We start from the raw sequence: 15,467 nt of genomic DNA, 5'->3' as shown, positions 1-15,467 counted from the left end.
AAATAAAGAGGAACACTTTAAAATCCAACTTCATCATGCTTTTATAGGCCTCCGTTTGATATATATATTTCCTCCAACTAACAGCCCCCTATCTTCCTCTGTTTATCAGTAGCGCCCCCAAGGAGGCATATTCCTAAACAAATATGAACACCCCCTAAAACTGACTTTATCATATTCTCATATGCCCCCACTTAATACATTCTCTTTCCTCCCCCCCCCCAAAGCCTTTCACTGCTTATATATCGTAAGCGTCTTCTGAATGAACCGTAAGGAGAGCAGAACGCAATTTTTGCAAAGCCCTAGCTTCAATTTGACGCACGCGCTCTTTCGAGATTCCTAACTTTTCACCTAAAACTTCGAGAGTCGCCCCCTCTTCATTTAAGCGACGAAAGCGAATAATTTCCAACTCCCGTTCGTTGAGAATTTGCAACGCATCGTAAAGCCATTGTGTACGCCGTTGACCATCAATGACTTGCTCAATTAAAGCATCAGGAAGAGGACTATCATCCACCAAAACATCCATCTTAGCAATGGGATTATCACTGTTCTCAGAAACAGAAACACTCAAGGAATTATCAGAACTGGAAAAACGAAAATCCATCGTTTCAACATCGCGCACGGAAACACCGAGTTTTTCAGCGATTGTGCGAAAAATATCCTGTTTTGACAAAGCACTATCATCTTGTATCAGTTTTGCACGCAAACGCCGAAGATTAAAGAAAAGTGCTTTTTGCGAAGAACTCGTTCCCCCTCGAACGATTGACCAATTTCGCAAAATATAATCTTGAATAGAAGCGCGTATCCACCACGTTGCATATGTTGAAAAACGCACTTCCCGATCAGGTTCAAAACGTGCAGCTGCTTCCAATAGTCCCACATACCCTTCTTGTACCAAATCCCCCAATGGCATTTTGAAACGTTTAAACCGATTAGCAATAGCAATCACTAAACGCATATGAGCCGCTGCAATTTGATGCATGGCATCATCATCACGTTTGTCTTTCCACCGCAGAGCCAAATCATGCTCTTTTTGTCGTTCAAGATAAGGTGCTTGCATAGCAGAACGCATCATATTACGTCCTAAGCTTTTGTCTGCATCGCTATAATTTTTGCTGCTTTTATAAACAGCATTTGAAAGATTACCCATAATAACCCCTTGCGATTAAAATTATCAAAATTGATTTGGCAACGACATCATTGTTCTTCGCTTAAAAAGAACGCAAAAGTTGTTAACTTCTGTGACCACTACTTTAACGTGTAATTTTATAATCGCAATTGTTTTTTTTACTGTCATGGTAAAACTTCTTGTCATAAGACACAATTTCACCTGCAAAATGCCTTTACAATATGCCTTTTAGCCTATGAAATATTTGAAAAAACTTTCTCTTCACTTTTCATGACAAAACAGCAAAAAAATAAAGTGATCATGCAAAAGAAATGCCGTTTTTTGATAACCGGTTCCGTTTCCTTTTAAATTGAAGAATTTATTTATGCTTTTAGCTTTACAATACAACTAATAAGTGTAATTTGCAAATATAAAGCATCCAAACTGAATGAAAACTGAATGAAAAAAGAATCATTCAAGTTTTAAAGGCGCAAAGAAACAGCAAAAAATGACAAGAGTGATTGAAGCAAACGCAACAAACGTGTTAAAGAAAGAGCACCATTATGAAATTGTCGCAAAAAGCTTTTGACCAGTGTCACACTGAGAAAGAAAATGATCATGGATAGCAAGATTGTTCAACAGAATGAGATTCTTCAAGATGATATTCTCATTGAAAAACACGGAAGGGGTAAATTTGAAGGTTTTCGTTTTTATGCCAACAAAAACAGTACCGATCAAATAGCTGAGAAGCAAATTTCAACAGAGAATGAGAGTTTGATTCTTGCTTTTTCCAAACGCGCGACACGTTTTTGTGCTTCTGCAAATGGAGATTTTACCCTCAGTTCTGATGGAATTGTGCGCTGGATTGGTCAACCCGTAGGACAACTTGTAGCAACAGAAGATTTTTTCAAACCAAAACTGATTGTTTTAGCAGATGAACAACTCACGGGAGAATCCCGCAATAACGTTGTGAAACGATTAGAACGCTTTGTCACCTTTCATTTTGAAACGACTTTAAAACCCCTGTTTGATTTGCGTAATGCTGATAATTTAACGGATTCAACAAACAGTCTTGCTTTACAACTTTTTAACTCTTTAGGGATTTTACCACGCCGCGAAGTCTTAGACATTGTCAAAAACCTTGCGCAAGAATCACGTGCCGTTCTTCGGCGTCTAGGCGTGCGTTTTGGCGCTTTTCATATCTATGTTGCCGGAATGCTTAAACCTGCTCCGGTTCAAGCCATTACTCTCCTGTGGAATCTTCAAAATGCGGGACAAGATCAAACTGGTTTGGGTGAAGTTTTTTCAGCATTATCTGCTGGTCGAACCTCTTTAATTGTTGACCCTAACTATAACCGCCAATTTTATCAATTAGCCGGCTACCGAATCTTAGGACAACGTGCTGTACGGATTGATATTTTAGAACGTCTTGCCAATCTCATCCGTCCCGCACTTCATTGGAAACAAGGAAGTGATCCCAGACCCGATGGAGCCTATGATGGCAAAAGTTTTTTTGTTACACCAGCCATGATGTCCATTCTTGGGGCCAACGGAAACGATATGGAAGAAATCCTCAAAGGACTTGGTTATCAATCGTACAGCATAAGCAATACTGTTTTTGAACAAAATCTCTTTGCACACCAAGCCTCTTCCCCTGTCAATAGGGCAATGCAAGATGTTCCTGCAGCAGAATGCGTTGGAAGTCAATGGCAAACAATAAGCGATTTAGAAACAACACGAGAAGAAAAAAATACCTCATTCCCAAACACTTCATCCTCTGGTATTGAAAAACATCTCCATAAAACCAATCGTTTACCAGCAGCTGAACCTGTTGGGAATTTCGCCAAATCCCCTCGCTCTACAGAAGAAGATAAAGTTATTTTGTTATGGCATTATAAGCATCAATTTCCCCACCATGCACAAAAAAAACGTGATAAATTAGGAAATAAGTGGCAAAATAAATCGAAGAACGCTGTAAAAAAAGCGGAATACAAAAATGAAAATTCCCCTCAAGAAGCACCATCACAAGCAAAACGCTCTCATAAGTTCCACAAATCCCAAGGAAAACATGCAAATCATAAGCCCTTTCAAAAAGAAAAGCGCCTTAATCCTGATTCACCTTTTGCGAAACTAGCTGTACTACGCGATCAACTCACCAATCATAAAAACACGCACACACTTTCCTCTAAAGAGAATTAAAGTAACAAATGGAGTTTGATCTTGACCCACGTAGTAACCGACAACTGCATTCACTGCAAATATACGGATTGCGTTGAAGTCTGCCCAGTTGATTGTTTTTATGAAGGGGAAAATATGCTTGTTATTCACCCCGATGAATGCATCGATTGTGGTGTTTGCGTGCCAGAATGCCCAGCAGAAGCGATTTTACCTGATACAGAACCAGGATTAGAAAAGTGGTTAGAACTCAATCTTCATTATGCAAACAAATGGCCTAATCTAACCACCAAAAAAGATCCTCTTCCTCAAGCAAAAGAAATGGATGGTGTTCCAAATAAATTAGAAAAGTATTTTTCAGAAAATCCAGGAAGTGGCGAAGAGTAATGATAAAGTGTACACTCTCCTCCTTCAACGATTGAAAGACTTCTCTTGTAAAAATAAAAAATCCTTAAGCGAAATGATTGATTCTTTTAAATTTTGATGTTAGTGTTATTTTAACATGATCATCTTTCTAAGTATTTTTCTTTGCTTGTTATAGTAAAGCGGTGTATTTTTTTTTGATTTAAAAGTACTCGGCTTTTATGCTCACTTAATTGGTACAATATACTTGGTTAAAGAAAACTCAACCCTCAGGTTTATAACCTGTTTTCCGATACATTTGTTGATCATAAGGGAGTAAACTAAAATATGGCATCCCAACATGGAACGTCTTCCAAGACCAAAGAATTTGCAACCTCTGAATATATCGTCTACCCTACGCATGGAGTAGGACAAATTATAGCGATTGAAGATCAAGAAGTTGCAGGACATAAATTAAAACTTTTTGTCATTCATTTCGCGAAAGATAAGATGGATGTCAAAGTCCCCATTGCAAAAGCCCTTTCCGTTGGAATGCGTAAATTATCTGCTAGTGATTCTGTCGAACGTGCCTTAAAAGTTTTACGTGGAAAAGCACGCGTTAAACGGACCATGTGGTCACGTCGTGCACAAGAATATGATGCTAAAATCAACTCAGGAGATCTTATTTGTATCGCCGAAGTGGTCCGTGATCTTTTCCGCTCTAATCTACAGCCTGAACAATCTTACTCTGAGCGCCAACTTTATACAGCTGCTCTTGAAAGAATGGCCCGCGAAATTGCGGTTATTAATAGTCTTTCTGAAACAGAAGCTATCAATCTCATAGAGATGCATCTCTCCAACAAGCCGGAACGCGAGTTTAAAACTGAGAGAGAAGAAACAGATGAAAACAGTAAAGCTGTCTACGCTGCATAATACACTCTTTCATCATAATGATGATATTTCGATAAAACCAGCGAAAAGCTGGTTTTATTTTTTAACATCCTCTCTGCCCTTAAGGACAAAGTTTCTTAACCAGCGCCAATCTATAAACAATCTAACTTTTCGACAAATTCCTCTTCCTCATTTTCTTTCTTCATAGATAACAAACTGATTAATCATCATAATCTAGCATTATTCATATTAAATTAGAATCTTGAATATGGTAAGATTACTCATTTCAAATTTCTCTCATGTTGAAGCAATCAAATCACTTGCTTGTCAATCACAAGTGGAGCTGATCTGTGGGTAAAAACTGTACAAAAAGAGCGAGACACTGTCTCAAGCACCAAAGGATATACCAACATTGGAATCTGGCAAGATGTGTAAGGCTGCAGGCTTGCTTTTTTATTAAGCGTAAAGATCATAGTGCCGTTTATACACTACACCGAAACTTTACCATTTACCCCCTTCTACAAAACCATTGGAACATTCAAAAACACCGTCATAAAATGGATGCCACAAATATTGAAAAATATTCCTTTTAAAAAAAGCGTGACAGTACAACATAAGCATATTTTGTCTTGGGCACTCTATTTTGCATGAGAAGCATTCCCCCCATTAAAAAACGCGATAAAAAAAGCATGAACTAAAACCATCATCTCCATTCTGTAAAAGGCATTCCAAATACTTTTGAAAGCTGTAAAATTAACTTAAAAAATAACAATAAAAATGAACGTTAGCATTGCCCCTTTCAATTTCATATTTTTCCAAAATGAGGTTTCTTATTTCAGAGATTACGAAATATATGCAATATTCTTACTCCAATCGGACACAAAAAATCTAGAACGATTCATAGAACTCTTAAAAGTCTCAATCTCTATTTTAAACAGACCGCTAAAGATTGGATATTCTCAGCAGGAATTGTCCAGTTATCATCTTCAATCTGATCTTCACGAATATGACGCAAAGGATTAGTACGAACGCCTGTCAGGATAAGCAAACGCAAAGCCAGTCGTGTTATGTTTTGTGTTTTACAGAGTAACTGATAAAAGGCAGGAACATCTTTCCAATCCATGGCTAGTCTATTAATAGTTTTATAGCGTTGCTTACCTTAAGAGTGCGCGTGCTTTTTTTTGCTTGTAAATCAACATCCAAACCCAAAGCAACCGCATGCTTAAGACAACGATTAAGACGCTTCAGTGCTTTATCTGCTGTTGCAGCTTTTGCATGCCAAATAGAGGCAAGGGTATTGCGTATCTCTGTTTGCGTAATCTCTGAAACGGGTAGACAGCCTAATTTGGGGAGAATATGGAGGCGTAAATGTAAAAACCAATTACAAGCTTCACCATCATTTTTTAATTCAGCTTTACGGCTTTCAAAAGCATCTAGAGCAATGTTTTTTAAATAATGGAGATTACGCATTGCCTCACACTTTTGTTTATCGCGTTCTTTAATGGGGTCACGCCCCTCACGTAAAACAGCACCCCACCCAATTGCCAATTCACGGACTTGTTTAAAGAAACATCTCGCAACGCTCCCAAGCCCATTTCGCGGCCCCCGTGAAAGGTATAACGGTAAATCCATTGACCACCCCCATCTCTTACGTTTGTGAAGAAGCAAGCCGGTACCATCATTATATTTTCCAGCTCGTGGGTGTTACGACAGCCCTTGGCTCTTAAGACGATTCATAAGAACCATTTCTAGTCCTTTCTTATACAAATTTTATCCACACACTCATCCCACTTGTGACGTGCAAACGAGTGGTTTTGATTGATTCTAGATAGAGAGATTTGAAATGAGTGAATCTTACGTTATTCGGGGTTCTAATTCAATATGAAAAACAATGAATTATATATATAAATCAATATGTTGTCTAGTGATGAACAGATAACAAAAAAATCATAAACTTAGGTAAGAAACACTATAAAATCATTCATAAACCAGCTATGAACTGGAGAATCGTACCGGCTTTGATAAAATACTTTGCTCACCCCCACACATAACATATCTGGTTTTAAGTTTACTTATTTTTACAAGCTGTTCGCAACAAATCCCTTATATTCACAAAAATACGAAAAATATATGGACAATTCTTAGTTCAAAAATATGAAAAGACAGCGTGATATTCATAGAAAAGTCTCATATACCTTTATCATAAAAAGCACTAAAGGTTATTGAATGTGTACACCTTCTGTCTTGTAACGGTTTTCTCTTTTCTGCTCATAAGAAAGCACGCTGGCATCAGCATACACTTAACCCCAATGTTACAACAATTCTTACATTTGAAAATATTCATTATAAACATTTTTCCTTTTTATAGAGTTTTCACCCACATGCCAGCCCCACTTGTGACCGAAAAGCAAGTGATTGTCATTGATTCAACATAGGGAAAAATTTGAAATGAGAAAATCCTACGATAGACCTTCCATTCAAGGCGCAAAACAACAAATGATCTTTATAAATCAATGTGATGTCGATCTCTATTTTTTTAAGGAGAATCACATGTCACAATATAAGCCTATAGACAAACCATTGCCTTAAATATTCTCATAAAAAATACCGGTATGCTTAAAGCCTTACATAGATCAACCGCCTTAAACGATGATATTTTACGGTCTAATAGGATTCTCTCTATAGTCAATAAAGATTAAGTGCGATACAAAATGATTCTATTACTGAGCTAACTTATATCAATACCCAAGCTCTTAACGAAGTCATCATAAAAGAAGTTCACCACTGGAAAAGAAAGAAAACGCTAAAGTTTTATAACCTCTAAAACAGAACGCCCACGATACATTCCCTGTTTCACATCGATAGAAGACGATGCAAGGGAACCTCAACATTCATCTTAAAGCGAAAATGCACGCCCCAAGCGTGCATTGATCGATGAAATAAAAGAAGTTGACCTCTGGAAAAGAAAGAAAACGCTAAAGTTTTAACCACTAAAACAGAACGCCCACGATATATTCCTTGTTCCACATCGATAGAAGACGATGCAAGGGAACCTCAACATTCATCTTAAAGCGAAAATGCACGCCCCAAGCGTGTATTGATCGATGCAATAAAAGAAGTTCACCTCTGGAAAAGAAAGAAAACGCTCAGTCTTTAACCACTAAAACGGAACGCCCACGATACATTCCCGTTTTCAAATCAATGTGATGAGGACGACGTAATTCACCAGAATTTTTATCTTCGATATAAGTCGGCGCCTTCAGAGCATCAGCCGAACGGCGCATGCCCCTCTTCGCTGGAGAGGTTTTTCGTTTAGGTACAGCCATAAAAAGACACTCCAAATCCATTAAAACAGAAAAAGCAATGTCAAAAATGACAATGCTTCATTTAAAACACCATAAAATTCGAGGATATTATACACTGATAAAAAAGAAGAGGCAATGTCAAAATGATCCTCCTCTTACCAAAAATGACCTTCCTGTTATCAAAAATGGTGTCACAATAATCAAATGAATATCAAAAACACTGCAAAATTTAAGAATTTTATACACCAATGAAAGCTTTTTTATAAGCCCTTCATTCAATTTTTATTTGGTTTAAAAAGGGATTTGCGCATACAGTAGAGATACGGATAAAAAGAGAAGTTGATTTTTAATAAAAAACGACGCCAATTTATGAAAACAAGAAAAAGCGACAACCTTTCTCTTTAAACTTCATAATTTCATTTTTGTAAAAACAAAGGAAGCAAGAATGCACGAATTTACCACCCTTCTTGCAAAACATAGAGACACCGTTGAAAAACGGCTTGATACCCTGTTAAGTGATCAAATCCAAAATGGTGAAATTTCACGCCCTAAAAACTTAATCAAAGCCATGCGCTATGGTGTGCTGAACGGTGGAAAACGCTTGCGTCCTTTTCTTGTAATTCAAAGTGCTGCACTTTTTGACGTCCCTGTAGAACATTCTCTTGATGTTGCATGTGCCTTAGAATGTATCCATTGTTATTCGCTCATTCATGATGATCTTCCCGCTATGGATAACGATATACTCCGGCGTGGAAAACCCACCGTCCATATAGCATTTGATGAAGCAACAGCAATTCTAGCAGGCAATGCCCTCTTAACATTTGCCTTTGAAATTATTGCTCATAAAGCTAGTATTTTATCTACAGATATTAGAATCAAGCTGATCACGTCTCTTGCACAATCGGCAGGACTTGGCGGTATGTTAGGTGGACAAATGCTGGACCTTGAAGCTGAAAAAAGACCGCAAGAAAGTACTGACATCATCACTCTACAACACATGAAAACAGCAGCCCTGATAAGCTTTGCTTGCCAAGCAGGTGCCATCATTGGCAATGCATCTAAAGAATTAACTGAAAAACTTACTGATTTTGGTACCTATCTTGGTTTAGCTTTTCAATTAACCGATGACCTTCTTGATGTCACCGCCAACACGCAAACCCTAGGAAAAACGGCTGGGAAAGATGAAACGGCACAAAAAGCCACTTTTGTTCATCTTTACGGCATTAAAGAAACCCAAAAAAAGCGAGATACACTCATCAGTAAAGCAGAAGCATTCTTACATCCTTTTGGCGCTAAAGCACTCCCCCTCCAACAAGCAGCACACTTTAGTGCAATACGCCAAAATTAAACTTCATCCACCTATTGTACATAGTGTACACCGTCATATTTATTGAATGCATAATAGACTTTTCCAAGAAACATTACCATTAATCTCCATTATAGTCCTTATCATGAAATGGGTGCGACAAATCTTAAGAGGAATTTCATTAAAACAAGCCGCGTAAATTTATAACACAAATGCATTCTAGGTATCCTATTTTGCATGAAAAATGCCTTTCATTAAAGACTAAAAGAAACAAAATGTAAAACAATGCGTAATCACCATGTTTTAAAAGATATTACAGTGGGTAGTGGGTGCTTTAAAGCCGAATAAAAAACAACCGGAAAGAGAAAAACTCGTTTTCTCCTTTATGTCTTTAATCTTCTAACGATAAGGCAAAAAATAAACAGAATAAGTAATAAAACAAGGCATTTTATAAACCCGCAAAAAACAATAAAAATGCCGATTGGCTTTGTAGCCTTATCAAAGTCATCTGTTGTTTATTGCCAACCCTAGGAGTACACTGCCCTCAGTAAAGAGTCGTAATTTTTATGCCTTTCCACGCTATCTTGTTGTAAAAGATCAAATATGGTCACATTCTGTAAATTCACTCGTGTATTACTTGCTCTCTAAAAACACTTTTACAAAAGTGCTCGTTGTTTAGTTTAGGCATCATTTTTTTGAAGCTCGTATTTAAAATATCAGAAAAAAATGAATATAATGGCTATTTTGATTTTTATGCCACCCTCAAAGAACAAAGTCTTTTAATCCAATCTGCTCTGTAAACAGTCTAGTGTCCTACCGAGTAGGTTTCTCTCGTTTTCCACGCATGCGATTCACTTAAACTAAAGACGCAATAAACAAGACTTAAGAATATTCACCATACACTTCTTAAAATACTTAATGTATCAAACAAGATACCTTCACCACCCCTCAAATGACAGTATGTTACGGCATAACAGGATAAATAAAGCCATTAATTTCAATAGAACGAAAGACCAAAAAAATATTATTACCGATCTCTCTTTTCTTAGCAAGAAATATATAATACATTGATTTATAATGATAATTTGCGGTTTTTAACTTGAATAAGAACCCTGAATACCGTAAGATTCTCTCATTTCAAATCTGTGTATGTTAAATCAATCAAAATCACTTGCTTGCACGTCACAAGCGGGAAAAGCCGTGTGGGGCAAAACATCAAAGAAAAGACTAAAAACTGCCTCTTATGAACGTCTTAAAAGCCAAGGGCTGTCCGCAACATTAGGGGCTAGCAAAGTGAATAATTGTGTCGGCATGCTCCTTCAAAAGAAGAAACATTTTTATTTACAAAAGTGTGTAATAACTTCAATTGAATAATAATCATGATCACTGTACAACTTTAATTCATCACGCTCTTTATCTCGTTTATTCAATTCATCACATAAAAAGAGAATTGATAAGATAAACAGAGAATGATCATTGCAACAGAAAGATAAAAAAGTCCTTATTATTATATATAATAGCGCAATCTAATTTGTGATAAGTAGTTTTTTCAATCCAAGTGCAAATTTCCTCCTTTAAGTGCAATTTTCTTATTAAGATGAAAAGCATCATTGTAAGTGAACCTATGCCTGTTGTAAAAGCTGGAAAATATGTCCACCTTTTGAAGCCATAATAAAAAAACATGCAACATGGCCAAGAAAATGCCGCAATTATCAAGAGTATTATAGCCATTGAATATCCTTCGAGAGAATTTTTCTCATTATCCATTCAATGTCATTTGTAAATTCTTCTTGGTTTCATCATGTCATATATCGTGTTTAGCTCTATGCAAAAACGCGCTATTTGTTTAACATTTTCATCATCACCGGTCCTCATACTCGACACGAGATCAATCATTTGTGTTTTGAAACTCATGCCATTTTCACTTGAAGAATTAAGAAACTTTTTCGCGTAATCAATCATGGGGTCGGTAGAATTCATAGACATATTATAAGCCCAGATAAAATCGCTTTCTCTCCAATTATAGTCATAACGCAAACTGCTTATGACATTGAGTAACATATCTGCTGATATCCATTCATTATAATCACCACGCAATAAATTAACAAAACGTCCACATAAAACAATCAGTATGTGACGATGCCGTATAATGTCAAACTTTGGTACGATATTCTGATAGCCACGGCTATAGACGAAATTTCTTGCTTGTTCTTGCTTTTGAAAATGTTCAAAAGCCTCGTATTTTTCACTTATATATTCTTCGTAAAGTTTATTATACTACTCTAGACTATCTACGCGCGTACATCCCAACAACACAGATACAAAAAAAGAGTTATAAATGTTACAACACGCGTTATGGATAACGATTTCATCGCTTTACCTTTTAATGACCATAATTTGTACGGCTTAACAGATTCCTATCAAATATATCAATATATGCTGTTTTCTTGTGGCTTATTTATAGCAAATTGTACTCAACAATATTTCTGTACTTGGTTTTATTCCCTCTCAACGAGGGGAGATATCATTCAAAGTTTCCATAGATAAGTTTATTATCTGGATAAGAGTATTTTCTAACATCAGAAAATACAGAGCTAACGCCACAATCAAAGAGAAAATACTCAAAAATGAGAATGTACAACGTAAAAAAATTATCTCAACAAGATGATTGATATTTTAAAGGAGGCAATGGTAAAATCCGCTAAATATACCAACAATAAAATAGATCATCAAAATATCAAAATCGATCATACGGGAATTCTTATGAGGACAGGCTATAAATTGTCCGACTGCTTAAATTAGCTCTAATGAGATAAAGGGTTACCAGCAAGGAACCAATGAAAATGGGAAAACTGCTCTATCACCATTCCTTAATAAGCATATAATCTGGCACAATCATTTTCTTTATCAGCGTCCACTCTTGTCAGCAACTCTTTGTGCAATATTCATGAGCAGCATTTTCATTTCTTTTGTAATGATTGTTATGCCACGCCCACTTATAACGTACAAGCAGGTGACTTTGATTGCTTCAACATACATAGATTTTAAATAAGAATAACTGAGACTATTCAGCTTTCTCATTCAACATGCAAAAACAACGATGCGCCTTAATAAATAAAAGCCTTGCCCCACTATGAAACCCTATAAAATACGTATCGTAATAAGTTAATATTTTCACTGAACTTTTTTGAGAGTTCCTTCTAAAAAAAATACCGCCAACAAGTAAATCAATAAATAAATAGCAAAAATATAAACGAGTGAGAAAAAGCCAAATATATTGACCATATACGCACTCATGTAAAAAAATACCAATAAGCTAAATCTCCCAACGGTTGACAAGAAAGATTCATATGTAGCCCTGAAATGATCACTAATACTATCGTGCAAGATAACTTCTACACGAAGATATGTATACTTAATGAGATAAAAAATCATACAGACTAAAATGACAGCCATTTCTTTTCTTGGTTCAAAGAAAGCGACTGTAGAAATCAGTAAAGCCGAAAGAAACAACAGTAAAATAAAATTCACTCTTTCACTTAGTTTTGTAAAGAGAAAACTAGCCAAGAGCTGAGAGAGCAATATCAATGAAAATGTCACACCAAGATCAAAATAAGTGATATTAATATTATGATCTTTAAATATCCACTGCCAATACTGCGAGAATATATTGAAAAAAATCAATGAAAAATAAAAGCATAAAGAGATATAAGGAACTTTAATAAAAATAGATAACATCTCCTTAGCTTCACAAATGAGAGAATTCGCTTTATTTGGTTTTTTCTCCCCCTTCAAGTCATCAAGAAAAAACAAACCAAATAGTGTCGTCATCAACATTAAAAACGCCGCGATATACCATATATATTGGCTAGAATAATCAGCAAAATATGCCCCGATTAAACTGAATATAAACATGCCGATGTAATTATATTGAGAGCTGGAACCAAGCACTTTTTTAGTGGATGTCAATTTTTCTTTTGCATATTGAACAAGTAAAGCATTATAGGCTCCAGCAATTAATGTCAGCGATAAGGCATTAAAAGTTTCTGCCAAAAGAAAACCATAAAAGCTTGTAGAAAATCCCATGAGAAAGAGCCATGTGGCAGCAAAAGCCGCTGCCAAAACGATCGATATTTTATAACTTTTTCGATCAGCAAAATATCCCAGAGGAATATCGGTAACCATCATAATAAAAGCCTGAAACGACTTAATGACACCTATATCAATAAGCGTTAAGCCTTTTTCAAGCATATAAAAGACAATAAAGGCGCCAGTTAAAATCCTTATACCGTTAAATAAAAAGCCAAACGCTAATATACTTGTCATGCACTCCCCCAATAACGCCAAAAAAGGCACCCGTATACATCATTTTATATCAATATAAAAGCTTACATTTTACGACAAATAGGACTATAATCGCTATAAGGATTTCCAATCCTATCAATTTGATACCCCAAAAAATGCTGGGAAAATGCCTGAAAAATCAATAAACAATGTTCTTTCTATAATTTGATATTTGAAGAATCCGTTAAATATTTTACTGTCTCAAGAGCAGCCAAAAAACCAGCAACAACATTTACGGATCCATTTAAAGTATTCATATCGTTTTGCTTAATAGTCTTAACACACTCAAACTCATTAATATCCTTCATAAGCTTCTGATTCTAAAACAGGCATATCATCTGGTTTTACCTAAAATAATAAGCAACCAACAACAGTATTGACCATAGCTAAAGCAGCATACAACAGCACCCTCTTCACATTGAAGACAGCTTGTTTTAAAAAAAACGACACACCCTTTTTACTTCAACCTTATGCGATTTTTACCTCAACCTTGCCCAAAGCGTGTATGAATATAATCACTCAAAAGCGCTTCAAATTCTTCAGCAATGTGATCACCCCGTAAAATTTTTACCTTTTGTCCCTCAATAAAAACAGGTGCCGCAGGACTTTCCCCCACTCCAGGCAAAGAGATTCCAATATCCGCATGCTTTGACTCCCCCGGTCCATTGACGATACATCCCATCACAGCAACCTTCAAGCTTTCAACGCCAGGGTATTTTTCACGCCAAACAGGCATATTTTTGTATAAATCTGCTTCAATTTTTTGTGCCAATTGTTGAAAGACCGTTGAGGTTGTGCGCCCACAACCAGGACAAGCCGCAACAACAGGCAAAAATTGCCGAAACCCCATCACTTGCAAAAGTTCTTGCCCCACCTTTACTTCTCGTGTCCGATCACCACCAGGTTTTGGTGTTAAGGAAATTCGTATCGTATCACCAATCCCTTGCTGTAATAAAATACCCAAAGCCACCGAAGAAGCAACAATGCCCTTTGTTCCCATCCCAGCTTCCGTTAATCCCAAATGAAGAGCATAATCACAACGCGCCGCCAAGGTGGTATAAACAGCAATAAGATCTTGGACATCACTCACTTTAGCAGAAAGAATAATTTTATCACGCCCCAATCCTAACTCTTCTGCTAAAGCAGCCGAAAGCAAAGCCGACTGAACAACAGTTTCCCGCATCACTTCAGCAACCGATAAAGGATTTTCTTGCTGTGCATTTTCATTCATAAGCCGTGTTAACAACGCATTATCAAGAGAGCCCCAATTCACGCCAATGCGAATAGGTTTATGATACCGACAAGCAATCTCTATAATTTCTGCAAATTGACGATCTTTTTTTGCGCCAAAACCAACATTTCCAGGATTGATGCGATATTTTGCAAGCGCCTCAGCACACGCAGGATGCTCAGATAAAAGCTTATGACCAATATAATGAAAATCCCCCACCAATGGGATAAAAAATCCTAACCTCTCCAATCGCTCCCGTATTTTTGGTACAGCCGCCGCCGCTTCATCGCGATCAACAGTAATTCGAACCAATTGTGAACCAGCTTGCCAAAGAGCAGCTACTTGAGAAACAGTTGCATCAACATCAGCGGTATCTGTATTAGTCATTGACTGTACAACTATCGGGCTCTGCCCCCCAATAATCACATCACCAACAACAACACCAACAGATCGACGACGCTCAAGTGGTTTAGATAAAAAATAGGTCGTACTCATCAAGTCCTCAAATTTTTAAAACCTGCGCTATCAATCATTATTTACATTGACTTCCTCCGCGCTTCAAAGGACGAAAATTACACCGCCCACCAATCTTAACAGATTGCTCTCAAAAGGTTCTACCTACTAACACTGATGCAATACAATTCATAGGTAGATTCATTCTATAGACGCACCGGATAAGTTCTACTACTTCTGTTCAAGTTTATACTTCTACACTTGGTTGCTTCAAAAAGAAACTGAAACAAAACAGAGACAATACTGTATTTTTAA

Annotated in this window: 9 protein-coding genes and 1 pseudogene; 4 read left to right on the top strand and 6 right to left on the bottom strand. The window is 36.7% G+C overall.

The features are described from left to right. Nucleotides 1-235: 235 nt before the first annotated feature. Nucleotides 236-1,147, bottom strand: a complete 912-nt coding sequence (locus ACFIM6_RS03905; protein WP_015856975.1) for an RNA polymerase factor sigma-32 — start codon at nucleotides 1,145-1,147, stop codon at nucleotides 236-238. Nucleotides 1,148-1,723: 576 nt separating this feature from the next. Here ACFIM6_RS03905 and ACFIM6_RS03900 point away from each other — a divergent pair. The 3 genes from ACFIM6_RS03900 to ACFIM6_RS03890 all read left to right on the top strand — a co-directional run bounded on the left by ACFIM6_RS03900 (nucleotide 1,724) and on the right by ACFIM6_RS03890 (nucleotide 4,555). Further along, nucleotides 1,724-3,304, top strand: a complete 1,581-nt coding sequence (locus ACFIM6_RS03900; protein ID WP_375611732.1) for a hypothetical protein — start codon at nucleotides 1,724-1,726, stop codon at nucleotides 3,302-3,304. A gap of 21 nt (nucleotides 3,305-3,325) precedes the next feature. Next, complete coding sequence (gene fdxA, locus ACFIM6_RS03895) at nucleotides 3,326-3,667, top strand: ferredoxin FdxA (RefSeq protein WP_015856977.1); 342 nt, start codon at nucleotides 3,326-3,328, stop codon at nucleotides 3,665-3,667. 303 nt (nucleotides 3,668-3,970) lie between these two features. Next, nucleotides 3,971-4,555, top strand: a complete 585-nt coding sequence (locus ACFIM6_RS03890; RefSeq protein WP_273790499.1) for a CarD family transcriptional regulator — start codon at nucleotides 3,971-3,973, stop codon at nucleotides 4,553-4,555. A gap of 907 nt (nucleotides 4,556-5,462) precedes the next feature. Here ACFIM6_RS03890 and ACFIM6_RS03885 read toward each other — a convergent pair. Together ACFIM6_RS03885 and rpmF are read right to left on the bottom strand one after the other, a co-directional pair. Further along, nucleotides 5,463-6,181, bottom strand: a pseudogene (locus ACFIM6_RS03885) (tyrosine-type recombinase/integrase); the annotation flags it as partial. Nucleotides 6,182-7,659: 1,478 nt separating this feature from the next. Continuing rightward, nucleotides 7,660-7,839, bottom strand: a complete 180-nt coding sequence (gene rpmF, locus ACFIM6_RS03880; protein WP_005774555.1) for a 50S ribosomal protein L32 — start codon at nucleotides 7,837-7,839, stop codon at nucleotides 7,660-7,662. Between the two features lie 424 nt (nucleotides 7,840-8,263). On the opposite strand from rpmF, the gene ACFIM6_RS03875 reads away from it, so the two are divergent. Further along, a complete protein-coding gene (locus ACFIM6_RS03875) occupies nucleotides 8,264-9,166 on the top strand; it encodes a polyprenyl synthetase family protein (protein WP_375611731.1) in 903 nt (300 codons plus the stop codon). Between the two features lie 1,731 nt (nucleotides 9,167-10,897). On the opposite strand, the gene ACFIM6_RS03870 is transcribed toward ACFIM6_RS03875, so the two are convergent. From ACFIM6_RS03870 to ispG, 3 genes are all read right to left on the bottom strand, one after another. Continuing rightward, nucleotides 10,898-11,221 (bottom strand): hypothetical protein, encoded by a 324-nt coding sequence (locus tag ACFIM6_RS03870; protein WP_375611730.1) that lies wholly within the window; start codon nucleotides 11,219-11,221, stop codon nucleotides 10,898-10,900. 1,077 nt (nucleotides 11,222-12,298) lie between these two features. After that, on the bottom strand, nucleotides 12,299-13,375 hold the full coding sequence (locus tag ACFIM6_RS03865; RefSeq protein ID WP_375611775.1) for an MFS transporter: 1,077 nt from the start codon (nucleotides 13,373-13,375) through the stop codon (nucleotides 12,299-12,301). 577 nt (nucleotides 13,376-13,952) lie between these two features. Then, on the bottom strand, nucleotides 13,953-15,194 hold the full coding sequence (ispG, locus tag ACFIM6_RS03860; RefSeq protein ID WP_375611729.1) for a flavodoxin-dependent (E)-4-hydroxy-3-methylbut-2-enyl-diphosphate synthase: 1,242 nt from the start codon (nucleotides 15,192-15,194) through the stop codon (nucleotides 13,953-13,955). Between the last annotated feature and the right edge of the window lie 273 nt (nucleotides 15,195-15,467).

It is taken from the genome of Bartonella sp. AA9NXGY, from assembly GCF_042196845.1.
In the GTDB taxonomy this organism is placed as follows: Bacteria; Pseudomonadota; Alphaproteobacteria; order Rhizobiales; family Rhizobiaceae; genus Bartonella.
The sequence above is the reverse complement of the archived record's forward strand: the minus strand, read 5'-3'. Positions and strand labels throughout refer to the sequence as shown.